The sequence below is a fragment of the Domibacillus robiginosus genome (assembly GCF_000966195.1).
Taxonomy (GTDB): Bacteria; Bacillota; Bacilli; order Bacillales; family Domibacillaceae; genus Domibacillus; species Domibacillus robiginosus.
In genome coordinates, this window is record NZ_LAHL01000027.1 from 1 (window position 1) to 24952 (window position 24952).

The following is a 24952-nucleotide window of genomic DNA, read 5'->3' on the forward strand; positions in this document are numbered from 1 at the left end:
CCCTTTTGTCTACAGTCTGAGAAGAGACAGATTTATCTGTCTCTTCTTTTCATGTTTAAAGGAAGGCCGCATACAAATAGATCAGGGGGGATTCGGATGAAGCACGCTGATCTTCAATATGCAATCGATGAAATTACAGACATTGCTGCAGGCTTCGGGCTTGATTTTTATTCGATGCGTTATGAAATTTGCCCGGCAGATATTATTTATACTTTTGGCGCTTATGGAATGCCCGCCCGTTTTTCACATTGGCGGTTTGGAAAGCGATTTTACAAAATGAAGCTTCACTATGAAATGGGGCTCAGTAAAATATATGAATTGGTCATGAATACAGACCCATGCCAGGCTTTTTTACTCAATACAAACTCGCTTGTTCAAAACAAGCTGATTATTGCACACGTACTTGCACACTCAGATTTCTTTAAAAATAATGCCCACTTTGGGAAAACAAACAATCAAATGGAGAAATCCATGGCTTCTGCGGCAGAGCGGATCAGTCAGCTAACAGATGAGCATGGAATCGAGCAGGTGGAAACCTTTCTTGATGCGGTTTTGTCCATTGAAGAGCACGTGGATCCATTGGCTCACATTGGTTCCCACCAAACGGACGAACCGTTTCTTCATCGTTATGAATACGATGATTTATGGGAAAGAGAAACATCTTCCAGAAAAGTTGAAGAAACATATTTTGAAAAAGACATCCTCGCGTTTATTGCAGCAAACAGTCAGGTGCTGACAGATTGGCAGCGCGAGATTGTCATGTTAATCCGTCAGGAAATGCTTTATTTTTGGCCGCAAATGGAAACGAAAATTATGAATGAAGGCTGGGCTTCCTACTGGCATATGCGGATTATGCGAGAGCTGCCTTTAACAGAATCCGAAGCAATTGATTATGCACGCTTGAATGCGGACGTGGTGCAGCCATCTAAAATGGGTATAAATCCGTACTATCTTGGAGTGAAACTGTACGAGTACATTGAAAAACAATACGGCAGTCGTGATGTTTTATTTGATATACGGGCAAGAGAATCAGATATTTCCTTTTTGCGTAACTATATGACGAAAGAATTTGTAGAACAGGAGGACTTATACCTGTTTGAGAAAAAAGGAGCCCATTGGACCATTACCGAAAAAGAATGGACTGTGGTGCAGGATCAGCTTGTTTCTTCAAAGGTAAACGGAGGGTTCCCGTCTCTTTACGTAACAGATGGAAAAGAAGAATTGCACATCTCACATGCATATGAAGGGAAAGAGCTTGATGTCGGATACTTAGAACAGACGATTCCACACCTTTACACACTTTGGGGAAAACCGGTTCATCTCACAACGGTGATTGATGGACGGACGACCATTTTCACCTACGGAAAAGATGGATTAAAGAGGAAGTATGGAGGCATGTTTACTGCTTAAAGCCTTTGGGGAAGCTGATGGAAAAGGTCATTCCAGAAAGAAGGCAGCAGGGCATGGAATTTATTTTTATTTTGCTTTACCTGTTGATTGTGCTGCTTGTCATCGAAATATCGGTTGTTGCGTTTACACTGACAGGACTTGAAAGGGACGTAGCCAGGTATCAGGCGATTTCTATGCTGACAGGCACTGGCTTTACTACAGATGAATCACAGCTTATTATTGATCATCCTGTACGCCGTCGAATTAGCATGTTCCTCATTTTATTTGGAGCTTTTTCACTGGCTGTTGTGATTTCAGCGATAACCAATATGTTATCCAACGATTTGCGTTTAAAGGAATTAACGATTATTAGCATAGTATTGCTGGCTATTTATTTTCTTGGGAAAACGCCGCTGACAAAAAAACTTCTTCAGCACCGATTTCAATATGAGATGAAAAAAAATCTCGATATTTCTGAACTGCCGGTTAAAGAAGTGCTTTTTCTTCAAAAAGGTGACATCGTAACAGATATTGTAATAGAAGAAGGCGCAAAGCTCGATGGAAAAAAAGTAGAAAAGGTTTTTGAGCATGGTCACGACGCTAATTTATTGTTTATTAAAAGAGGAGAAGTTAATATACGTGAGGATTTAATAGAGGAAACCATTCAAGCAGGCGATAAGCTGTATATATATGGAGATAAACAGGTGATTGAGAAGCTAACAAAAGAAACCGAATCGGACAATCCGCACTAAGCGCGGATGTCCGATTCGGTTTTTTCCAGTTTTTCTAAAATACGTCGCTTTTTATACAGCATGATCGCCGTATCGGATAATTCCTCCATCATAGAACGATTTGAGAGGGCCCCAAAAATAATGCCGACGACAGGTACAAGACGAAACACTTTTTTTAAGCTGTACTGCTCACGGTAAGAAAGTACTACTTCCCGCCAGCCCTGCATCTGAGAAATGATTTCTTTACTGCTTCCTCTATTGGCGTAATCGGCAATTTCATTTAGAATTGCTCGTTTTCCTACAATATCTGAGGAAGAAAACTGCAGACACTTAATAATAAAAACTCGTTCCTCGCGCTCATCCGGATTATACCCGTAAGCAACGGCTATTTCCTGCAGCATTTTAAGTGAAAGAGCCAGTGTAGCCGGAATATCAGCTGCCAGAGTGAAAATGCCGCCAATACCTGTGGTGGCCCCTTGAACGGTAGCAGCTCCCGCATGGGATTTTTGAATGGAAAAAGCCGTTTCATCCATAGCCGAAATCGGCAGGCTTTTCACATCTTCTATTGAGTGAACGGGTACTTCGGCATGGCGCTCAAGCTTTTTAAGAATGCTTTCCTGCTTGGTCAAATATTTACCGCCGCTTTGAATATAATACCCGAGTTCATCCAGCAGTGATCCAATTTTTTGCTGAATAAAAGAAGGAGTAAGTTTATCGAGGAGAGCAAAGGGAAGCCGTGCCATGCGGTCCCAGATCCACAGTCCTTTTTGATCTTTTTCCCATTGTTCAATGTGCTGCAGATGCTCGATAAGTGTTTGTTTCGTTTCCATGTTTGAGTATCCCTGCCTTTCTAAATGAATTATACGAATAGTAAAGAATTTGGTTTCAAAAAAAAATGCCCTCGCTAATTGATGTGCAAAGGCGTGAAGATTTAGATAAGCTGTTTTTTAAGCTCCTGTATCTTTACAGCAAGTTCATCGCATACTTCCTGATAAGCGGCCCAGCGGTCAGTTAATTGATCAAAATATACCGGATTTAATATATCCCATCGTAACACTTTCTGCTTAGATTGATTTAAAAGAGCAGGGAGGCTGTCACGTTGAAAATCATAAATAGCAACCACGATATCAGCCTTATTCACAAGCTGAGGCATCAGCGAATGCGGTGTTTTACTCTCGATGTCAATGTTTACTTCTTTCATCGCTTTAACAGGAAGGGCGTCATAGTCTGCATGTGAGCAAGCGGCACTTATCACATTCCAGGAGGGCTCATTTAAACGCGCTGCCCATCCTTCTGCCATCATGCTCAAATGATTAAACGGTGACAGAAATAAAATCGTTTTATTTTTCATACCGATTGACCCCTTTAACATGGTGGTTATACTCTTTTATACCCCGATTTTTATAAAGATAAGCACTACTGTAAAATTTGTTGTATAAAGTGATTCCTAAGGCTCAATCCTAAAGTTGTGTACAGTGAAGCGAAACAAAATGAACAAGCAAACGAAAACGGAGGTTTAGATTTTGGTGTGAAGTGGTAAGTTATTTGTTAGAGAGAACATTGTTTTTTACATATTCTTCAGTAAAGAAAAAAGATTTGTACAGCTGAAAAGGGGTGGATGAATGAGAAAAATGAATTTAACAACCAAAATTATTGCAGCACTTGTTCTTGGTGCGATTGTTGGCCTTCTGTTAAATTTAACTGCACCAAATGTGTTTGAAGCACTAAATACGTATTTATTTGTACCTGTTGGTCAGATTTTCCTGAGCCTGATCAGCATGCTGGTTGTGCCGCTGGTTTTCTTTTCAATCGTTCTTGGGTCGGCGGGTCTCGGAGACCCTAAAAAGTTAGGCCGCATTGGTGCAAAGACAGTAGGATATTTTTTATTTACAACGTGTATCGCTATTATAATTGGCTTGGCATTGTCTGCTGTTATTCAGCCGGGAGCAGCCGGAGAATTTGATACAGCGGGCGCTGAATTCTCAGCAGAAGAAGCACCGCCCGTCAGTGAAACGCTTATGAACATTATTCCGAAAAATCCTATTAATGCAATGGCAGAAGGAAATATGCTTCAGCTAATTGTCTTTGCTGTTTTTATCGGTTTTGCCCTGACGGCGCTTGGTGAGAAAACAAAAGGCATTTTGAGCTTAGTGGAGCAGGGAAATGAAATTATGATGTATCTGGTTGGGCTTGTCATGCGATTTGCGCCATACGGAACATTCGGTTTAATTGCCACAGCGATTGGCACGCAGGGATGGGATGCCATCCTGGCGATGGGTTCATATATGCTTGTTGTTCTGGCAGCCCTGTTTATTCATTGTGTACTGACTTATGGAGGAACGGTTGCTTTTCTGGCGAAAAAAAATCCACTCTGGTTTTTTAAAAAATTCTCGCCGGCGATGGGGGTCGCCTTTAGTACATCAAGCAGCAATGCGACACTTCCAGTTTCGATGGAAGTGGCGCAAAGAGATTTAAAAGTGTCTGAGCCAATCAGCTCTTTTGTACAGCCGCTTGGAGCTACGATTAATATGGATGGTACCGCAATTATGCAGGGTGTGGCTACTATGTTTATTGCTCAGGCATACGGAATTGATCTTACGATGGGAGAATTGGCAACGGTCGTTCTCACAGCCGTTTTGGCCAGCATTGGAACAGCTGGTGTGCCCGGCGTCGGTTTAATTATGCTGGCAATGGTTCTTGGCAGCGTAGGGCTTCCTGTTGAAGGAATTGGTTTAATTATCGGTATTGACCGTCTGCTTGATATGACGCGCACTGCTGTAAACATTACGGGTGATGCCGCCTGCGCATTATATGTTAACGAAACAGAAAAAAATAAACGTCTGAAACCAGTCGGGGAAGTTTAAAAAGCAAAAAGAGAAATGGACACAAATCTGTTTCTCTTTTTGCATGCAAAGGAGAGCTTATCCGTTATAATAAAGGTATAATATAGAAAAGGGGCCAGACACCATGAATCTTGGATTTGGCGAAGTAGCCATTATTTTGATTGTCGCCTTGTTATTATTTGGACCGAAAAAACTGCCGCAGCTCGGACGTGCAGCTGGCCAGACACTACATGAATTCAAGCGTGGAATGAAAAATGTCATGGACGATGACACAGATGAAAACAAGAAAATAGATTCAAAATAAACAAGCAGCGGATGAATCCGCTGCTTGTTTATTTGTAAAAGTGGATAAGTTAGAAAAAAAAGGAATGTAACTTTTTTGAGAGTGATCCGTATAAAAGGCAGTGCCGGCTTTTATCAAATTCATTGCAATTTGCCGAAATGTGCTTAAAATGAATAAAGGCCGCACGTATCACAAAGAAGGGAACCAAAGACAATGAAAGCAGTTACGAGAATAATTCAAACTCTCTGGCGGAAGTTTCACCTGACTCAAATCGTTATTTTACTTGCTGCAATAGTCGTTTTAGCAGGGCTGGGTACAGGGTTTTATTTTATGAAATCTGCCGATGTGGAAACATTAAAGCAAGGGCTCTCACAGTCCACTATTATTTATGATAGAGATGGAGACAAAGCGAGTAAGCTGTCTGCAAACCGAACGAACAGTGTATCAATTGAGAAAATGCCTGAGCATTTGCAGGAAGCCATTGTAGCGGTAGAAGACAACCGCTTTTATGAACATGGCGGATTTGATGTAAAAGGCATTATCCGTGCTGCTTTTACGAATCTTATGGCAGGTTCAAGAGTACAGGGAGCCAGCACCCTCACACAGCAGCTGACCAAAAATGCGCTCCTGTCACCAGAGAAAACCTACCGGCGGAAAATAGAAGAGTTGTTTCTCGCTGTCGAGATTGAAAAAGTATACAAAAAAGAAGAGATTTTAGAAATGTACTTGAACACAAGTTATTTCGGAAATGGAGCCTGGGGCGTTCAAAATGCAGCCAAAAGCTACTTTGGCAAAGATGTGTCTGAACTGACTCTTGCCGAATCATCAATGCTTGCCGGAATGGTAAAAGCGCCGTCCCGCTATAATCCGATTGACCATATGGATAATGCACTTGACCGGCGCCGGGTCGTATTAAAACAGATGGTGAAATACGGTTATCTGACAGAGGCTGAAGCAGATCAAACAGCCAATACCGAAGTTACACTTAAAGATGCAAGCGGTGACCCATTGAAGGGAAAATACGCTCATTATGCGGATGCAGTTATGAACGAAGCGATTGCGCGCTACGGCTTAACGCAGGATGAACTGCTCTCGCAGGGCTACAATATTTACACAGCAATGGACCAAAATGTACAGGCAGGGCTTGAAGATGTATATGAAAACAGTACAGTATTCCCTCAAACAGTCAACGGGGAAAATACGCAAAGTGCCGCTGTTTTAATGGATCCAAAAAGCGGCGGCGTTTTAGGTGTTGTCGGCCGCCGGGGGGAGCATGTTTTTCGCGGCTTCAGCTTTGCGACGCAAATGAAAAAGTCACCGGGGTCAACCATTAAGCCGCTGGCTGTTTACACGCCGGCTCTTGAAGAAGGCTACAAGCCGACCGATATGCTGACGGACGAAAAAATGTCTTTTGGAAAAGGCGAAGGCGCGTATTCTCCGTCTAACTACAGTGATACGTATGAAGGTGAAATGCCGATGTACAGGGCAATTGAAAAATCTGCCAACGTGCCGGCTGTCTGGCTTTTAGATCAAATTGGTCTGTCAAAAGGTATAAATGCTGTAGAGCGGTTTGGCCTTGAGGCGAAAGATGCAAAGCTTGGACTGGCGCTTGGAGATATCACACCCGGGGTATCACCGCTTCAAATGGCAGAAGCTTACTCGGCTTTTTCAAATGATGGCGTGCGTAAAGAAGCTTTCTTTATTCAAAAAATTATCGGTCCTGAAGGAGAAATCGAGCCAAAGTGGGAGCCGAAAGAAGTGAAAGTAACGACGAAAGAAGTAACCGATGAAATGACCTCTATGCTTCTTGGTGTAGTCGAACGCGGATCTGGCAAGCGTGCACAGGTAGAGGGTGTAGACATCGCCGGCAAAACAGGCTCTACACAAGTTCCGATTGAAGGGATTGACGGAACCGAAGACCAATGGTTTGTCGGATATACGCCGAGCTTAGTGGGCGCCGTTTGGGTTGGTGTAGAGGAAGTAAGCGATACAAATTATATGACAACCAACAGTTCAGATGGTGCCGTACCATTGTTTGGTGAAGTGGTTTCTCAGATTCTTCCATTCATAGGAGAAACCTCTTTTGATGTAGAGGCCATTGATGATCAAGCGAAGCCAGAGGAAGAGCATTGGTATGACAGTATTGTGAAAAAATGGAATGAGTGGTTTTAAAAAAGAGCCGGATGTGAAATCATCCGGCTTTTTTGTATATAAACAAAAGAAAGCGTTTGCAAAAGAGGAACTTTAAAAATAATTGCCTCTTGTCAGAAAATTTGACAGAAAAGGTGTTGACCAAAGGCGAAAAGAGCGGTATTATTGTGACCACAATATAAACTTAATTTTCAGATTAAATATAAGATTTTCACAGATTAGTGGGCAATTTGAAAGGCAAGTCATCATGGGGGAGATACAATGCGCAGTGATATGATTAAAAAAGGAGTCGAACGTGCTCCTCACCGAAGCTTGCTGTATGCAGCCGGTGTAAAAACGGCGGATTTGCATAAGCCATTCATTGGCGTATGTAATTCCTATATAGATATTATTCCAGGGCATGTTCATTTAAACAAATTCGCAGAAGTAGTAAAAAAAGAGATTCGTGAAGCCGGCGGTGTTCCATTTGAGTTTAATACGATCGGTGTAGATGACGGCATTGCAATGGGCCACATTGGTATGCGTTATTCTCTTCCAAGCCGTGAACTGATTGCTGATTCAGCTGAAACTGTTATTAATGCGCATTGGTTTGATGGAGTATTCTACATTCCAAACTGTGATAAAATTACACCGGGTATGCTGATGGCCGCTGTACGGACAAACGTACCAGCCGTTTTTGTATCAGGCGGACCGATGGAAGGCGGCGTTTCATCTACAGGGAAGCCGTTGACGCTTACATCAGTATTTGAAGGAGTAGGTGCTCACCTTTCAGGCAAAATGTCAGCGGAAGAGCTGCTTGACATTGAATCGAATGCTTGTCCGACTTGCGGGTCTTGCTCGGGTATGTTTACAGCTAATTCCATGAACTCGTTAATGGAGATGCTGGGTCTTACGCCGCCTGGAAACGCAACAATTGTTGCAACCAGCCCGGAACGCCACCGTTTAATTAAAGATGCGGTTGGATACTTGATGAATGCAATCGAGAATGATTTAAAGCCGCGTGACATTGTAACAGAACGTGCAATTGATGATGCATTTGCCCTCGATATGGCGATGGGCGGCTCAACAAATACCGTTCTTCATACATTAGCCATTGCAAATGAAGCAGAAATTGAGTATGATTTAAATCGTATAAATGAAGTAGCCAATCGAATTCCATATTTGGCAAAAATAAGTCCGGCGTCAGATTATACGATGGACGATGTTAATAAAGCAGGCGGCATCAGCGCGATTATCCGCGAACTGTGCGAGCTTGAAAACGGAATTGATGGTGATCGTATAACGATCACGGGCAAAACGGTTTATGAAAATGTAAAAGATGCACACATTACAAACACAAACGTAATCCGCACGAAAGAAGATCCATACAGCCCAGTAGGAGGCCTTTCCATTCTTTACGGAAACATTGCCCCACTTGGTGGAGTCATCAAGGTAGGAGCTGTTGACCCATCTATTAAAACATTTGACGGGGAAGCGATCGTATTTGAATCGCAGGATGAAGCTATTGAAAATATCAACAATGGAACTGTCCGTGAAGGCCATGTTGTTGTGATCCGTTATGAAGGGCCAAAAGGCGGACCGGGTATGCCGGAGATGCTGACGCCAACATCAGCGATCGCTGGCCGCGGGCTTTCGACAAAAGTTGCGCTTATGACAGATGGCCGTTTCTCTGGTGCATCACGCGGTATTTCAATCGGCCACGTATCACCGGAAGCAGCTGAAGGCGGACCGATCGCTTTTATCCAAAACGGCGATAGAATCAAGATTGATTTAACAAACCGTACGCTGAATGTTGACCTGTCAGCGGAAGAACTGGCTGCACGCCGTGCAGATTTTGTACAGCCGGAGCCAAAAATTAAAAAAGGCTGGCTTGCTCGTTACGCCAAGCTTGTTACTTCTGCCAATACCGGCGGAATTATGAAAATTTAACATACGTTTTGCATATAAATCGTTGACGAGGAAAAAGTGTTAGGAAATGCATTTCACAGAGAACCGGTTATAGCTGAGAGCCGGGAGTGCATCCTAATCGCGACATCCCCTCTGAGTGCTTTTCTGAACGTCATCCAGTAGGAAAAGCCGGGTGCTTAGCTACCCGTTACCAAAACGAGTCGATTATCGGTTCATAAGGCGAATTTTTGTAAGAAAATTCGTGAATCAGGGTGGTACCGTGAAAAGGAGAAGTCTTTTCACCCCTGCGTTGCTGTTTCGGCAGTCGCAGGCGTGAAAGGACTTTTCTTTTTGCATTAAACCGGGTATTTATACCTTTGTAAAGAAGAACGCTCTTGCCAATACGGACAACAAACCATTATTTGGAGGAGATCAAAATGAGTCAAAATGCAAAAACCACAGAATTAAAAGTTAAAAACGAAGCTGTTACTCGAACAGAACCTATGAACGGCGCTGATCTATTCATTGAAACATTAAAGAACGAAAACGTAGAAGTTATGTTTGGTTATCCAGGCGGTGCGGTTCTTCCATTATATGATGCACTTTATAAAAACCCGATCCGTCATATTCTTGCCCGCCATGAGCAGGCAGCAATCCATGCAGCAGAAGGATACGCCCGTGTGTCTGGAAAACCAGGTGTTGTATTAGCCACATCTGGTCCTGGAGCAACAAACCTTGTGACCGGTATTGCAGATGCGATGATGGATTCTCTTCCGCTTGTTATTTTTACAGGCCAGGTAGCCACTGGTGTAATTGGATCTGACGCATTCCAGGAAGCAGATGTAATTGGTATTACAATGCCGATTACAAAACACAACTATCAGGTTCGCTCAATGGAGGATCTTCCAAGAATTGTACATGAAGCTTTTCACATTGCGACAACTGGCCGTCCAGGTCCTGTTTTAATTGATATTCCAAAAGATATTGCTACGACAATGGGAAATGCCGAATTTGTGGATGAATTAAATCTTCCGGGATATCAGCCAAATTTTAAACCGAACAGTTTGCAGGTGAAAAAGCTGCGTGGTGCACTGGCAAAAGCAAAAAAACCGGTTATTTTAGCAGGGGCAGGTGTTCTTTTCGCTAAAGCATCTGAAGAATTGCTTGAATTTGTCGGAAAAATGCAAATTCCGGTTGTTAATACGCTGCTTGGTCTTGGCGGTTTTCCGGCTGACCATCCATTGTTTCTCGGAATGGGCGGCATGCACGGAACATATGCAGCCAACACAGCTCTTTATGAAGCAGACCTGCTGATCAATATCGGTGCCCGGTTTGATGACCGTTTAACCGGAAACCTGGCTCATTTTGCTCCAAATGCAACAGTCGCGCACATTGATATCGATCCGGCAGAGATTGGCAAAAATGTACCGACACATATTCCAATCGTAGCGGATGCACGAGAAGCATTGAAAAAAATCCTCAGCCTTGATTTTGAAGCACCACAGGCAGACGAGTGGCGCCAAAAGGTTCAAAAAGACAAGGAAGAAAATCCGCTTTGGAATACAGAGGATGGCGAGGGCATTTCACCGCAATCGTTAATGCGAATCATTCATAACGTGACAAACGGGGATGCAGTTGTAACAACAGACGTTGGCCAGCATCAAATGTGGACAGCGCAATACTACGGATTCAACAAACCAGACCAATGGGTAACTTCAGGAGGCCTTGGAACGATGGGCTTTGGTTTCCCATCTGCGATCGGCGCGCAAATTGCAAAGCCGGATAAAACAGTCGTGGCGGTAGCCGGTGACGCAGGCTTCCAAATGACTTTGCAGGAGCTTGGACTTGTTGCGGAATTAAAGCTGCCGGTTAAAATCGTTATTTACAATAACCAGGCACTTGGTATGGTACGCCAGTGGCAGGAAACATTCTATGAAGAGCGGTATTCTCAATCATTAATTCCGGTTCAGCCGGACTTTGTTAAACTGGCCGATGCTTATGGTATTCGCGGCTACGTAGTCACAACGGAAGAAGAAGCAGAAAAAGTGATGCGTGAAACACTGACAGACAATGAGCCTGTATTGATCGATTGTCGGATTAAATCGAAGGAAATGGTTTATCCAATGATCGCACCAGGCAAAGGACTTCATGAAATGATCGGGGTGAAACCGCAATGAGAAGAATTGTAACAGCAACTGTGTTGAACCAAAGCGGTGTTTTAAACCGGATTGCCGGCTTGTTTACACGCCGCCAATTCAATATTGAAAGCATTACAGTAGGTGCGACCGAAACAGAAGGCGTATCAAAGATGACGTTCGTTGTCCAGGTGGAAGACGACCGCACAGTAGAGCAAGTTGTCAAGCAGCTTCATAAGCAAATTGACGTATTAAAAGTTAGCGATATCACTGAACAAGCAATTGTTACACGCGAGCTTGCTCTTATAAAAGTGATGACAACTCCGCAAACACGTGCGGAAATCAATGTAATCATTGAACCGTTCCGTGCGACGATCATTGACGTCGCAAGAGACAGCGTGACAATTCAAGTTGTCGGAAACTTCGAGAAAATCGAAGCAATGATTGAACTTCTTCGGCCTTATGGTATCAAAGAAGTGGCGCGTACGGGGCAAACCGCGATTAAACGCGGTTCCCAGCGGTTTGTGTCAGAATCAAAACAGGTTTCTATTTTAAATTAAAATAAAAAACAAAAACAAATGTTGGAGGATGAAGAAAATGACAAAAGTTTATTACAATGGTGACATTAACGAAGCGGTACTTTCTAATAAAACGGTAGCAATCATCGGTTACGGTTCACAGGGTCATGCACATGCATTGAACCTTCGCGAAAGCGGCGTAAACGTAGTAGTAGGTCTTCGCCCTGGAAAATCATTTGATCAGGCAACAGCTGACGGATTTGACGTAAAAACAGTTCGTGAAGCAAGTGCTGTAGCGGATATTATTATGATCCTTCTTCCAGACGAGTATCAAACAGCAGTATACAAAGCAGAAATTGAGCCTGAACTTCAAGAAGGCAACGCGCTTGCATTTGCCCACGGCTTCAACGTACATTTTAACCAAATTACACCACCTGCAAACGTAGATGTATTCCTTGCTGCACCAAAAGGGCCTGGTCACCTAGTACGCCGTACGTATGAGCAAGGCGCTGGTGTACCAGCGTTGTTCGCAATCTACCAGGATTACACAGGCCAGGCAAAAGACATTGCTCTTGCTTACGCTAAAGGTGTTGGTGCAGGCCGCGCAGGTATTTTGGAAACATCATTCCGTGAAGAAACAGAAACAGATTTGTTCGGTGAGCAAGCCGTTCTTTGCGGCGGTACAGCTGAGCTTGTAAAAGCTGGTTTTGAAACATTGGTAGAAGCTGGCTACCAGCCTGAGATTGCTTATTTTGAGTGCCTGCATGAATTAAAATTGATCGTTGACCTTATGTACGAAGGTGGTCTTGAAGGCATGCGCTATTCAATCTCTGATACAGCTCAATGGGGTGACTATGTTTCAGGTCCACGCGTAATCACAGCTGAAACAAAAGCACGTATGAAAGATGTATTAACAGACATTCAAACAGGTAAATTCGCTAAAGGCTGGTTACAGGAAAATCAATTGAACCGTCCTGAATTTACAGCAATCACTCGCCGCGAAAGCGAGCACCAGCTTGAAGTAGTTGGTAAAGAGCTTCGTGCCCTAATGCCTTTCATCAAACAAAACAAAAAAGCAGAAAGCGTTAAAAACTAATCATTTTTTATAAATGAAAAAAGCTATTTCAAGCAACGGAGGGATTTACGTGAAGAAGAAAATTGCCATTTTGCCAGGTGACGGAATCGGCCGGGAAATCGCATCAGGTGCCGCAGCTGCTCTTGAAGCAGTCGGAAAACGCTTCGGCCATGAATTTGAGATGGAATACGCAAATATTGGAGGTGCCGCGATTGATTCGCACGGGACGCCGCTGCCAGAATCAACGCTGGCACTCGCCAAAAAAAGCGACGCGATTTTACTCGGCGCAGTAGGAGGTCCCAAATGGGACAGCCTGCCATCGGCCGAGCGCCCGGAGCGCGGCTTGCTTGCTATTCGGAAGGAGCTTGGCTTATTTGCCAATCTTCGCCCGATCCCATCATTCCAGACACTTGTGCAATCTTCTCCGCTAAAGCCTGAAATTGCCGGAAAGGTTAATATGCTCATCGTGCGTGAATTAACTGGCGGCCTGTACTTTGGAAAACCAAGCGAACGCCGTGGTGAAAACAATGAAGTGGTTGTGGATACCCTTCAATACACACGTGAAGAAATCGAGCGCATTGTTATTAAAGCATTTGAATTTGCCGAAGCACGTAATGGGCGGCTGACGTCAGTTGATAAAGCCAACGTGCTGGAGTCGAGCCGGATGTGGCGCGAAATTGTCAATGAAAAAGCAGCAGATTATCCAGGTGTTATAGTTGACCACATGTACGTTGATGCGGCAGCGATGAAGCTGATCTCAAGTCCAGGACAGTTTGACGTAATTGTAACGGAAAACTTGTTCGGCGATATTTTAAGCGACGAAGCTTCCATGATTACGGGTTCACTTGGCATGCTGCCATCAGCTAGTTTGTCCCAAAGTGGTCTTGGCCTATACGAGCCAGTCCATGGTTCAGCACCGGATATTGCTGGACAGAACAAAGCCAATCCGCTGGCAATGATTCTGTCTACGGCTCTTATGCTGAAATACTCACTTGATATGCGTGCTGAAGGAGAAGCGATTGAGCGGGCTGTACAATCTGTTTTGAATGATGGCTACTGCACGCCTGATTTGCAAATAGAAGGCAGCACAATAGTAGGTACAGATAAAATGATTGAGCTTGTTACAAGCCACATCGCTGAAGAAACGGCAGCATCTGCTGACGAAGTTGTATACATGTAAAGGAATGTCACGTGGATTCAGCCTTCTTCTGTAACAGTTCCAGAAGAAGGCGGGATCCTTGTTTTTTATCAAAATGCACATAAGAGGGGGGCTGTACAATGACGAAAAAAACGGTTATCGAAAAAATTTGGGAAAATCACGTTGTAAGCAGAGAAGAAGGGAAGCCGGATCTGCTCTACATTGATTTGCACCTTGTCCACGAAGTGACATCACCACAGGCATTTGAAGGATTACGTATGAACGGACGCCGTGTCAGACGGCCCGATTTAACATACGCCACAATGGATCATAACGTTCCAACAATCAATCGCCACATTGTCAACGACCCAATTTCCAAAACACAGATGGAAACATTAAAACAAAACTGTCGTGAATTCGGTATCGAGCTGGCAGATATTGATCATCCAGACCAGGGGATTGTACATGTTATCGGCCCGCAGCTTGGTCTTACACAGCCTGGAAAAACGATCGTCTGCGGCGACAGCCATACGTCAACACACGGTGCATTTGGTGCACTTGCATTCGGTATCGGAACAAGTGAAGTGGAGCATGTGCTTGCTACCCAGACGATCTGGCAAAAACAGCCGAAAACATTGCAAATTAAAGTAAATGGCAAGCTCGGTTTCGGCGTGCAGGCGAAAGACATTATCTTGGCAATCATTGCAAAATTTGGTGTCAATGCTGGTACTGGCTATGTTATGGAGTTCACAGGTGAAGCCATTCGCTCTCTTTCGATGGAGCAGCGCATGACAATCTGCAACATGTCCATCGAGGCAGGTGCGCGTGCAGGCCTTGTCAGCCCGGATATGACAACCGTTGAATATTTGCGCGGCCGCCGTTATGCACCGCAGGGTGAAGAGTTTGAAGCAGCAGCTAAGGCCTGGCTTGCTCTTGCTTCGGATGAAGGTGCAGAATATGATAAAACACTTGAAATTGAAGCAGCAGAGATCGAACCGCAATTGACATGGGGGACAAACCCGGCAATGGGCAGCGGCATTTCAGGCGTTGTTCCATCACCTGAACAATTTGAGCGGGAAGCAGACAAGGAGTCTGTTCGCCATGCTCTTGAGTATATGGGGCTCCAGGCGGGTATGAAATTAACGGAAATACCGGTTGATTACGTATTTATCGGCTCGTGTACAAACTCCCGTTTAAGCGATTTACGCGCGGCCGCAGAAATAGCAAAAGGCCGCAAAGTACAGGATCATGTAACAGCAATTGTTGTTCCTGGTTCCCAAACGGTTAAACAGCAGGCGGAAGCAGAAGGATTGGATCAAATTTTTATTAACGCAGGCTTCGAATGGCGTGAATCAGGCTGCTCTATGTGCCTTGCTATGAATGATGACATTGTGCCTCCGGGCAAACGCTGTGCTTCTACATCAAATCGTAACTTTGAAGGTCGTCAGGGCAGCGGGGCTCGCACGCATCTTGTCAGTCCTTCAATGGCAGCAGCTGCAGCGGTTATGGGCCGCTTTACCGATGTACGTGAACTAGCAGGCGTAAACCAATAAGAAGGAGGAGCCGTTATGGAACCGATCAATCAATTTACAGGAACAGTATGCCCGATTAACCGGGCCAATATCGATACAGATCAAATTATTCCGAAACAGTTTTTAAAGCGCATCGAACGTCAGGGATTTGGCCAATTTGTTTTTTATAACTGGCGTTTTGATGATGACGGCAATAAACGTAAGGATTTTATTTTAAATGACCCGCAATTTGCGGATGCTGAAATTTTAGTAGCCGGAGAAAACTTTGGCTGTGGGTCTTCACGCGAACATGCTCCATGGGCCCTGCTTGATTATGGCTTTCGTGTAATTATTGCACCGAGCTATGCTGATATTTTTTACAACAATAGTGTTAAAAACGGAATCCTTGCTGTCAAGCTGACGGATGAAGAAGTAGAAACGCTGCTTCAGAAATCTTCCGCACCGGGCTTTAAACTTCATATTAACCTGGAACAACAATCGGTCAGCGATGATAGCGGCTTTACGGCTCATTTCGATATTGATCCATACTGGAAAAAAATGTTGTTAAACGGCTGGGATGAAATCTCGGTGACTTTATCAGATGAAGACCGTATCCGTCAATTTGAAGAAAAAGTATATGGTAAACAATACAGCTAAATAAAAAAGACCTTTCCATCGGAAAGGTCTTTTTTATTTATTACAGCATAGAAACAATCCACGATATTACAACAATCGCACCAATAATCATTAAAATTGTTCTTAACATTCGGTTCACCTCGTACTTTGATTTGTTGTATATAAAGTTCCCTAAGAAAGAAACCTTAAACATAAAGAAGAAAAATGACAAAAAGATTACGGTTTTGTATTTTCTCTATATAAAGATAGGGAAACGGAAAAGTAGGGAGGTGTGAACTTTGATTGAATTTAAAGATGTAGCAAAAAAATATCCGGACGGGTTCGAAGCACTCAAAAAAATTAATTTAAAGGTGGAGACAGGGGAACTTTTTGTCCTAATTGGGCCTAGCGGCTGTGGAAAAACAACAACAATGAAAATGATCAACCGTTTAATCGATCCGTCAAGCGGCTCCATTACCATTGATGGTAAAAACATTTCAGAAATTAATCCTGTCCAGCTTAGGCGCGATATTGGCTACGTCATTCAGCAAATCGGCTTAATGCCGCATATGACAATTAAGGAAAATGTGGGGCTTGTGCCGAGGCTGAAGAAATGGGAAGAAGAAAGGTATGCTGAGAAAGTAAATGAACTAATGAAGCTTGTAGGACTTGAGCCCTCTGTGTTTGGAAACCGGTATCCGGCTGAGCTTTCGGGTGGACAGCAGCAGCGGATCGGTGTCGTTCGGGCGATGGCAGCGGAGCCAAACATTATCCTTATGGACGAACCGTTCAGTGCACTTGATCCAATCAGCCGTGAACAGCTGCAGGATGAATTGGTCCGGCTGCAAAGTGAAATAAAAAAGACCATTGTATTTGTTACACACGATATGGATGAAGCACTAAAAATTGCGGACCGGATTTGTATTATGCAAAACGGTGTGATTGTACAGCTCGATACACCAGAGCGTATATTACGCCATCCAGCGAGTGAGTTTGTCCGCCAATTTATCGGTGAAGACCGGATTCAGGAATCGATGTCTCTTCCAGCACTTGAGCAGTTAATGACGTCACCTGTTACAGCTTCGCCGGATCGAGGAGTTGCAGCGGCACTTAAATTAATGCGCCAAAAACGTGTTGACAGTTTAATTTTAATCGACAACCAGCGCCATTATCATGGGGTCGTTGGTATTTGGGACCTTCAAAGATCATACGCCGATGAGGGATTAACGCTTCGTGACATTGAAAAAGTACAAGTGCCAGTTATGGACCACCTTGGAGACCCGGAAATAGCATTGGAAAGAATTAATCAATCTCCACTCAGCTTCATTGTTGTGACCGATGAGGAGGGCCGGGTGCAGGGCATTATTAATCGTGCCAGCATTGTGCGCCACATATCAAATCAATTTGCCTAAGGGGGGATGATCCATTTTTACATTCAGTTTAATTACACAAACAATTAATGCGTTTCAAACAAGGTGGGCTGAAATATGGCAGCTTATTCTTGAACATTTATACTTATCGTTAATTTCGATTGGCCTTGCGATCCTCATATCTGTCCCTCTAGGGATTTATCTAACCCGCCATAGAAAAATTGCTGAGCCCATTATCGGCATTACAGCTGTATTTCAAACAATCCCAAGCCTGGCTTTGCTTGTATTTCTCGTTCCTTTTATCGGTACGGGAAGAGCACCAGCAATTATTGCCTTGACGATTTATGGATTACTTCCTGTATTACGAAATACATACCTTGGTATTACTGGTGTTAATCAGTCTACGGTTGAAGCCGGAGTTGGAATGGGCATGACAAGCCGGCAGGTATTATGGATGGTGGAACTGCCGCTGGCTATGAAAGTCATTATGGGTGGTATACGGACCGCAACAGTTTTGATTGTCGGGGTCGCCACGATTGCAGGGTTGATTGGTGCAGGTGGTCTTGGAGATTTAATTTTTCGCGGGCTGCAAACTTATAATTCAGGCCTTATTTTAGCAGGGGCAATTCCCGCAGCACTCATTGCGATTGTTCTTGATTTTGTATTAAAGCGAATTGAGTACAATTCATCGACTGAAGCATTACAGAAAAAAGGAAAACGAAGCCGTCAAATCATAATGGTCACTACTAGTACAGCGGCTTTACTGCTTGTTGGGATGATTGTCTGGCCGTTTGTGAGCGGTGGTCAGATGAATAATACGATTACAATTACCGGAAAGTCATTTACAGAGCAGGAAATTCTTGTTCATGTTTACGGAAAATTAATTGAGGAAGAAACGGACTTAAATGTGGAATATGAATCCTTTATTAGCGGCTCAGCGGGTGTATTTAATGGACTCAAGCAGGGGTCATATGACGTGTCAGTTGAGTATACAGGGGCGATTTTGCTTAACTATTTAAAAGAAAAAATTGATAGCAACAATCCGGATGATGTGTACAACTATACGAAGAAAAGATTTGACGAGGAATTTGATCTTCAGCTGCTCGACCCAATTGGTTTCAATAACACGTATTCTGTCACGATTCGCGAGGAGGATGCAAAGCGGTATGGGATTGAAACTATTTCACAGCTTCATCCTTATGCCAAAAACATGCGTTTTGGTTCAGAGCCCGAGTTTCTAGAACGTGCTGACGGCTACCCGGGTCTTCAAGAAGTCTACGGGCTCAAGTTTGCTTCTACTGAGACGTTGGACAGCGGTATTATTTATAGTGCCATTAAAAATAATGAAGTGGATGCTGTAGATGCTTATACAACAGATGGCCGTATTCAGGCATTTAACTTAAAAGTATTGAAAGATGACAAGCAATTCTTTCCGCCATATTATGCGATCCCGGTTGTGCGTGGAAAAGTGTTGGAAAAACATCCAGAGCTTGAAAAAGTATTAAATATGCTTGCCGGGAAAATCGATGATGAGCGGATGCAGGAATTAAATAAACGGGTTGACATTGATGGTGAAAAATATGAGGAAGTAGCAGAGGCGTTTTTAAAAGAAGAAGGATTAATCAATTGATTGAAGAAGCGTTCTTTAAATGTAGAACGCTTTTTTTCTTTTCCGAAGCATGAAGAAAGAAAATTCGGGAAAAGTGTAGGGAGGCACAATTTTAAGGAGGGATACATAATGGAATTTCGGATCGAACGTGATACGATTGGCGAAATACAGGTTCCATCTGATAAGTATTGGGGAGCACAAACACAACGAAGTTTAGAAAATTTCCCAATCGGTACGGAAAAAATGCCCATAGAAATGATTTATGCATTTGTTCATTTGAAAAAAGCGGCTGCTATCGTAAATGAAAACCTTGGGAAGCTTTCTGAAGAAAAAATGAGTGCCATTTCAGCTGCATGCGACGATATTTTAAATGGAGACATTGGTTCTGAACATTTTCCGCTTGTTGTTTGGCAAACGGGCAGCGGTACCCAGTCCAATATGAATGTAAACGAAGTGGTGGCAAGGCGAGCCTCTGAAATTGCTGGCAAAGAAGCCTTTATTCATCCAAACGATGATGTAAATATGTCACAAAGCTCAAATGATACTTTTCCGACTGCGATGCATATCGCCTTGTATGATGAAACAGAAAAACGCCTTAAACCGGCATTAAAGCAGTTCAAAAAAACATTAAAGAAAAAAGAAAAACAATTTATGGATGTAATTAAAATTGGCCGTACACATCTGCAGGATGCCACGCCTTTATCGCTTGGCCAGGAAATTTCCGGCTGGAGGCATATGATCAAGCGTAATATCGAAATGATCTCATTAGCTCAGCAGGAGCTGCTTCATTTGGCTATAGGAGGAACAGCGGTCGGCACAGGTATTAATGCTGATCCATCGTTTGGTGAAAAAACAGCCAGCCAGCTTGAAAAACAAACCGGTTATCCATTTGTTTCATCAACGAATAAGTTTCATGCATTAACAAGTCACGATGAAATTGTTTTCTTTCACGGAGCCCTAAAAGCGCTGGCAGCGGATGCGATGAAGATTGCTAATGATATAAGATGGCTTGCCAGCGGACCAAGAAGCGGCATTGGCGAATTAACCATTCCAGCAAATGAACCGGGAAGCTCGATTATGCCGGGAAAAGTAAACCCTACTCAAAGTGAAGCGCTGACGATGGTAGCAGTCCAGGTATTTGGCAATGATGCAGCTGTTGGTTTTGCGGCGAGTCAGGGAAATTTCGAATTGAACGTTTTTAAGCCGGTCATCGTTTATAATACACTGCAGTCGATTCGGCTTTTGGGTGATGGCATTTTATCTTTTGATGAACGCTGTGCAGCTGGTATTGAAGCAAATATGAATCAAATTCAATCGTTAATGGAGCAGTCCCTAATGCTTGTAACGGCCCTTAATCCCCATATTGGCTATGAAAAAGCGGCCAGTATTGCCAAATCAGCCCATCAAAAGGGGACGACCTTGAAAGAAGCAGCCATTGCATCCGGCTATGTAACTGAGGAGCAGTACAACCAGTGGATTGATCCAGAAAAAATGGTGAATTTGCCTGAGAAACTGAAAAAGAAGAAAAACAAATAAAAACAGCCCGCCTCATCATTTGAGGCGGGCTGCTGGGTAGTTACCCTATTACTTTTGGAAGCCGCTTAATTGCTGTTCAGCCATGCGAACCAAGCGTTTTGTAATTTCGCCACCAACGGAACCGTTAGCGCGTGATGTAGCGTCAGCACCTAGCTGTACGCCGAACTCAGAAGCAATTTCGTATTTCATTTGGTCGATTGCTTGCTGTGCTCCTGGTGCTACTAGTTGGTTAGAACTGTTGTTGTTTGGCATAACTGTTCATCTCCCTTTTTTTAATTGGCCGGGTACTAACGGAGTTGCACCGCTGCGATACATCGTCCGGACTGCCGGATAAGACCCGCCGTTGATTGTAATAGTAGTATGGGTTGAATGCTTTTCTTTATCCGTAATATTTGTAGGTATTTGTTTCCACTTAAGGGAAATGGCTGTAGCAAGCGTTTTAAAAGGCGCTGTGCTATACTATGGATACAAAATGGCTGGCCTATGAAGTAATAAAGGAGAGCAGAACGGGGAGATGGACGATGAAAACATACGATCGTGATGTGAAAAATCGACTGAGCCGTATTGAAGGTCAAGTACGCGGTGTTATGAAAATGGTGGAGGAAGACAAAGACTGTCGTGAAGTTGTCACGCAGCTTTCTGCCATTCGTTCAGCAGTTGACCGTTCAATTGGTTTGATTGTCGCACAAAATCTAGAAGCATGCATCCGCGATGCTCATGAAAAAGGGCAAAAAGCTGATGATGCCATTCAAGCAGCGGTAAATATGATTGTAAAAAGCAGATAAAAGGGATGCCGGCTCCAATTGGACTCGGCATTGTTTTTTTATACAAGAAAGGCGGTAAAAATAGTGGATGCATTTTGGCTTGTTTTATTTATGGCGATCATCGGGGCATTGATTGGCGGTATTACCAATGCCGTAGCCATCCGGATGTTATTCCGGCCCCATAAAGCACGCTATATCGGTAAATGGCGCATTCCCTTTACGCCAGGGTTGATTCCAAAGCGTAAAGCAGAGCTTGCCCGCCAGATCGGAAAAATCGTGGATGAACATTTACTGACGCCGGAAAGCATTAAACAAAAAATAACAGAACCTGTATTTCAAAAAGAAATAGAACTGGTATTGCGAACAGAATCGAAGAAATGGATTCACTCAAACATCACAATTGCAGAGATGTTTGAGAGAGCACAAATTGAGCAGCCAGGCCAGAAAATAGAAGCGTATCTCCACAAATGGATAGATAACAAATACGCGGTTATAAAAGATTTTTACGTGGACCAGCCTGTAAAAGAATCGCTTCCTGCTGAATGGCTGGACCGTGCAGAAGCGAAAATCCCGGATATTGCTGATTATTTTTTAAGAAAAGGAGCCAATTATTTTTCCAGTGAAGAAGGACGATATCGGGTTAAACGAATGACCAATGATTTTTTATCTGACTGGGGCCGGCTCGGCAGCATGGTTCGAAAGGTAGTCGGCAGCACGTCACTGGAAGAGAAAATTCGTTTGGAAATTGTAAAGTTTTTATCAAGCCCCGGGGCAAAAGATTTAGCCGGTACGATGCTGAAAAGTGAATGGGAACGAATGATTCAATGGGAATGGTCGCAGGCGCTGGAACATTTCTCAGACGAAAAAGCACTTCAAAAAACAAAATCATTTGTAGTAAGCCAGCTTAATGTACAGAACTCATTAACAAAGCCTTTATCTGCTTATTTAGCACCATGTGAAACGAAGTTGATTGATGAGATGGTGCCGAAATTAGTGGAAAGGGGATTGTTGAGAGCAGCGGAACACATTCCTTCTCTTATGCACAAGCTGAAGATTGATGGAATTGTCCGCAGCCAGATCGAGGCATTTTCCACCGAGCGGCTGGAGCGGATGGTGCTTGAAATTGCTCAGCGTGAATTGCGAATGATCACGTGGCTGGGTGCGCTGCTGGGCGGCTTAATTGGTGTGCTACAGGCATTGATGATGACGATGTTTTCCCTGTAAAGAAGATTGCCGTTATATTCGAAATACTTTAAATTTTGGATTATTTTTTGTATGATAAAACGGTAAGAAGGAGGCGGCAAAATGGAATATGTACTTTGTTCGATCAAAAGCGAAACAGCATATATTTGTTTGAATCGTCCAGAAGCCATGAATGCACTTAATGTGAAAATGATTGAAGAGCTGTGTTGCTGTTTAAAAGAGATCAGCCGGAATGATGATGTTGATGTAGTCGTTTTATCAGGAATAGGCTCTATATTTTCAGCAGGCGGAGATTTAAAAGAAATGCTGTCAGCCATGAACGAAGTGCAATTTCAATCTGTGATGGAAACCATCTCAGATATTGCTCTTTATTTTTATTCCATGCCGAAGCTGACGATCGCCGCTATTCATGGAGCAGCCGCTGGCTTAGGATTAAGTATTGCCCTGGCGGCCGACTTTGTTTTATGTGAAACTGACTCAAAGCTTGCCATGAATTTTATAGGGGTTGGCCTTATACCAGATGGTGGCGGTCACTTCATGCTTGAAAACCGCCTTGGTGCTGTAAGAGCAAAGAAAGTAATCTGGGATGGTAAAGCAATGAGCGGCTCAGAAGCGGCAGAGATAGGGCTGGCAGATCGTTCTGTCACGCCCGGTACCATTCGGGAGGAAGTACAGTATTTAATTAAAGAACTGCAGCAAAAGCCTGTCCAGGCGATGATAAAAACAAAAAAAATTATGGCTGATATGAGCAGGCCCCAGCTTATCAAAACATTAGAGCTTGAAAAACAGGGACAATTAAAAATGCGGAAAAGCAGTGATCATCAAGAAGGCGTACGTGCTTTTTTAGAAAAAAGAAAGCCCGTGTTTAATCAAAAGACGAAAAGCGCATTCATCAATTGAATGCGCTTTCTGTCTGCTATATGTGAAAAAGCAGCAGCCTTCCGTCTGATGAAGTGCAACGATACGTTTTTTCTTCACCTGCATGCGCCTGAATAAGCTGCTGACCGTGCTCTTTTGCCGCTTTATCTGAAGCCGCCTTGAAGAGCTGATCCAGCAGTTTTTCGCCGCTTTTTTCAAAGATAGTCAGCTTGTAGGTTTTCAACGCGATCACTCCTTTATCCTGTTTCCTTTATTGTATAAAATAAAAGCAAAACAAAAAAGAAGCAGTAACAAGAAGGAACATATGATCTGTGGTATAATAAAAAGAAACGATGCAGGGAACAAGGAGGACGGTTCAATGGAAAAAGGAATTACACAGTACGAAGCGGGAGAAAGCGTTGATTGCTTTTTGATGATCCGCTCAGCAGTAAAAAGCACAGCGGTTAATGGAAATCCCTATTTAACACTGATGCTTCAAGATACGAGCGGAGAAATTGAAGCGAAGTTATGGGATGCAAAAGACGAAACCGTAAAAATGTATACGCCGCAAACGATTGTAAAAGTGGCAGGAGATATTCAAAATTATCGAGGGCGCATGCAGCTGAAGCTTCGGCAAATTCGGCCGGCATCACCTCAAGACGGAATGGATGCAGGGGACTTTGTGGAAACAGCACCGCTCAGCCAGGAAGAAATGACAGAAACCATTACGCAATTTATTTTTGAAATGAAAAATCCGCATATTCAGCGTATTACCCGCGCGCTGTTGAAAAAATATCACCAGCCGTTTTTAGAATATCCTGCCGCAACAAAAAACCATCATGAGTTTGTCTCCGGATTGGCCTATCATGTTGTGTCCATGCTACAGTTGGCGAAATCGATTGCCGATCTTTATCCATCGCTTGACCGCGATCTTTTATATGCAGGCGTGATTTTACATGATCTCGGTAAAGTAACAGAGCTCTCTGGGCCAGTGGCCACGACCTACACGGCAGAAGGAAATTTAATCGGCCATATCTCGATCATGGTCAATGAAATTGGCCAAATGGCGAAAGAGCTTGGCATTGAAGGAGAGGAAGTGATGGTGCTTCAGCATATTGTCCTTTCTCATCATGGTAAAGCAGAATGGGGAAGTCCAAAGCCACCGATGATCAAAGAAGCGGAAATGCTTCACTACATTGACAATCTTGATGCCAAAATGAATATGCTGGACCGTGCGCTTGAACGGACGAAACCGGGCGAGTTTTCTGAACGGATTTTTCCACTTGATAACCGTTCCTTTTACAAGCCGCGTTTTTCAAAATAATAAAAAAGCACC

23 protein-coding genes are annotated in these 24952 nt (G+C 43.5%); 19 read left to right on the forward strand and 4 right to left on the reverse strand.

Annotated elements, in window-relative coordinates:
- Positions 1 to 96 precede the first annotated feature (96 nt).
- Both VP97_RS14180 and VP97_RS14185 read left to right on the forward strand, forming a co-directional pair.
- Positions 97 to 1410 (forward strand): SpoVR family protein, encoded by a 1314-nt coding sequence (locus tag VP97_RS14180; RefSeq protein WP_050182543.1) that lies wholly within the window; start codon positions 97 to 99, stop codon positions 1408 to 1410.
- A gap of 17 nt (positions 1411 to 1427) precedes the next feature.
- The gene (locus tag VP97_RS14185) at positions 1428 to 2141 is read left to right on the forward strand and encodes a TrkA C-terminal domain-containing protein (RefSeq protein ID WP_245629897.1); all 714 of its coding nucleotides are present in this window, start codon (positions 1428 to 1430) and stop codon (positions 2139 to 2141) included.
- On the opposite strand, the gene VP97_RS14190 is transcribed toward VP97_RS14185, so the two are convergent.
- Together VP97_RS14190 and VP97_RS14195 are read right to left on the reverse strand one after the other, a co-directional pair.
- Positions 2138 to 2950 (reverse strand): EcsC family protein, encoded by an 813-nt coding sequence (locus tag VP97_RS14190; RefSeq protein ID WP_050182545.1) that lies wholly within the window; start codon positions 2948 to 2950, stop codon positions 2138 to 2140. The two genes, VP97_RS14185 and VP97_RS14190, sit on opposite strands and share 4 nt — an antisense overlap.
- Before the next feature lie 101 nt (positions 2951 to 3051).
- Positions 3052 to 3471 (reverse strand): low molecular weight phosphatase family protein, encoded by a 420-nt coding sequence (locus tag VP97_RS14195; RefSeq protein WP_050182548.1) that lies wholly within the window; start codon positions 3469 to 3471, stop codon positions 3052 to 3054.
- 280 nt (positions 3472 to 3751) lie between these two features.
- Here VP97_RS14195 and VP97_RS14200 point away from each other — a divergent pair, with 280 nt between their 5' ends.
- The 13 genes from VP97_RS14200 (at position 3752) to fumC (ending at position 20791) form a co-directional block, all read left to right on the forward strand.
- Positions 3752 to 4984 carry a dicarboxylate/amino acid:cation symporter gene (locus VP97_RS14200; RefSeq protein ID WP_050182592.1) on the forward strand — a complete coding sequence of 411 codons (1233 nt, stop codon included), beginning with the start codon at positions 3752 to 3754 and terminating at the stop codon, positions 4982 to 4984.
- 103 nt (positions 4985 to 5087) lie between these two features.
- Positions 5088 to 5267, forward strand: coding sequence for a twin-arginine translocase TatA/TatE family subunit (locus VP97_RS14205; protein WP_050182550.1), 180 nt, complete (start codon positions 5088 to 5090; stop codon positions 5265 to 5267).
- 192 nt (positions 5268 to 5459) lie between these two features.
- Positions 5460 to 7418: a transglycosylase domain-containing protein gene (locus VP97_RS14210; protein ID WP_050182551.1), complete on the forward strand. Its 1959-nt coding sequence runs from the start codon at positions 5460 to 5462 to the stop codon at positions 7416 to 7418.
- A 240-nt stretch (positions 7419 to 7658) separates the two neighbouring features.
- Positions 7659 to 9326, forward strand: a complete 1668-nt coding sequence (gene ilvD, locus VP97_RS14215; RefSeq protein ID WP_050182553.1) for a dihydroxy-acid dehydratase — start codon at positions 7659 to 7661, stop codon at positions 9324 to 9326.
- Between the two features lie 395 nt (positions 9327 to 9721).
- Positions 9722 to 11461, forward strand: coding sequence for an acetolactate synthase large subunit (ilvB, locus tag VP97_RS14220; protein WP_050182556.1), 1740 nt, complete (start codon positions 9722 to 9724; stop codon positions 11459 to 11461).
- On the forward strand, positions 11458 to 11979 hold the full coding sequence (gene ilvN / locus VP97_RS14225) for an acetolactate synthase small subunit (RefSeq protein WP_050182559.1): 522 nt from the start codon (positions 11458 to 11460) through the stop codon (positions 11977 to 11979). The genes ilvB and ilvN overlap by 4 nt, the downstream gene beginning before the upstream one ends.
- A gap of 37 nt (positions 11980 to 12016) precedes the next feature.
- Complete coding sequence (ilvC, locus tag VP97_RS14230; protein WP_050182561.1) at positions 12017 to 13033, forward strand: ketol-acid reductoisomerase; 1017 nt, start codon at positions 12017 to 12019, stop codon at positions 13031 to 13033.
- A 49-nt stretch (positions 13034 to 13082) separates the two neighbouring features.
- Positions 13083 to 14192: a 3-isopropylmalate dehydrogenase gene (gene leuB, locus VP97_RS14235; RefSeq protein WP_050182593.1), complete on the forward strand. Its 1110-nt coding sequence runs from the start codon at positions 13083 to 13085 to the stop codon at positions 14190 to 14192.
- 98 nt (positions 14193 to 14290) lie between these two features.
- Positions 14291 to 15703 (forward strand): 3-isopropylmalate dehydratase large subunit, encoded by a 1413-nt coding sequence (leuC, locus tag VP97_RS14240; protein WP_050182564.1) that lies wholly within the window; start codon positions 14291 to 14293, stop codon positions 15701 to 15703.
- A gap of 15 nt (positions 15704 to 15718) precedes the next feature.
- On the forward strand, positions 15719 to 16318 hold the full coding sequence (gene leuD, locus VP97_RS14245) for a 3-isopropylmalate dehydratase small subunit (RefSeq protein WP_050182565.1): 600 nt from the start codon (positions 15719 to 15721) through the stop codon (positions 16316 to 16318).
- Positions 16319 to 16575: 257 nt separating this feature from the next.
- On the forward strand, positions 16576 to 17688 hold the full coding sequence (locus tag VP97_RS14250) for an ABC transporter ATP-binding protein (protein ID WP_050182568.1): 1113 nt from the start codon (positions 16576 to 16578) through the stop codon (positions 17686 to 17688).
- Between the two features lie 154 nt (positions 17689 to 17842).
- Entirely contained in the window at positions 17843 to 19276 is a 1434-nt protein-coding gene (locus VP97_RS24750) for a glycine betaine ABC transporter substrate-binding protein (RefSeq protein WP_281175102.1), read from the forward strand.
- A 108-nt stretch (positions 19277 to 19384) separates the two neighbouring features.
- The gene (gene fumC / locus VP97_RS14260) at positions 19385 to 20791 is read left to right on the forward strand and encodes a class II fumarate hydratase (protein WP_050182572.1); all 1407 of its coding nucleotides are present in this window, start codon (positions 19385 to 19387) and stop codon (positions 20789 to 20791) included.
- 48 nt (positions 20792 to 20839) lie between these two features.
- Here the strand turns inward: fumC and VP97_RS14265 are convergent, their stop codons facing one another.
- Positions 20840 to 21043: an alpha/beta-type small acid-soluble spore protein gene (locus VP97_RS14265; RefSeq protein WP_050182574.1), complete on the reverse strand. Its 204-nt coding sequence runs from the start codon at positions 21041 to 21043 to the stop codon at positions 20840 to 20842.
- Positions 21044 to 21312: 269 nt separating this feature from the next.
- Here VP97_RS14265 and VP97_RS14270 point away from each other — a divergent pair, with 269 nt between their 5' ends.
- The 3 genes from VP97_RS14270 to VP97_RS14280 all read left to right on the forward strand — a co-directional run bounded on the left by VP97_RS14270 (position 21313) and on the right by VP97_RS14280 (position 23658).
- On the forward strand, positions 21313 to 21576 hold the full coding sequence (locus tag VP97_RS14270; RefSeq protein ID WP_050182580.1) for a metal-sensitive transcriptional regulator: 264 nt from the start codon (positions 21313 to 21315) through the stop codon (positions 21574 to 21576).
- Between the two features lie 63 nt (positions 21577 to 21639).
- Positions 21640 to 22779 (forward strand): DUF445 domain-containing protein, encoded by a 1140-nt coding sequence (locus VP97_RS14275; RefSeq protein ID WP_050182582.1) that lies wholly within the window; start codon positions 21640 to 21642, stop codon positions 22777 to 22779.
- An 81-nt stretch (positions 22780 to 22860) separates the two neighbouring features.
- Entirely contained in the window at positions 22861 to 23658 is a 798-nt protein-coding gene (locus VP97_RS14280; RefSeq protein WP_050182585.1) for an enoyl-CoA hydratase, read from the forward strand.
- 16 nt (positions 23659 to 23674) lie between these two features.
- On the opposite strand, the gene VP97_RS14285 is transcribed toward VP97_RS14280, so the two are convergent.
- On the reverse strand, positions 23675 to 23860 hold the full coding sequence (locus VP97_RS14285) for a YhzD family protein (protein ID WP_050182587.1): 186 nt from the start codon (positions 23858 to 23860) through the stop codon (positions 23675 to 23677).
- A gap of 135 nt (positions 23861 to 23995) precedes the next feature.
- Between VP97_RS14285 and yhaM the strand changes: the two genes are divergently transcribed.
- Positions 23996 to 24940 carry a 3'-5' exoribonuclease YhaM gene (gene yhaM / locus VP97_RS14290; protein ID WP_050182589.1) on the forward strand — a complete coding sequence of 315 codons (945 nt, stop codon included), beginning with the start codon at positions 23996 to 23998 and terminating at the stop codon, positions 24938 to 24940.
- Positions 24941 to 24952 lie beyond the last annotated feature (12 nt).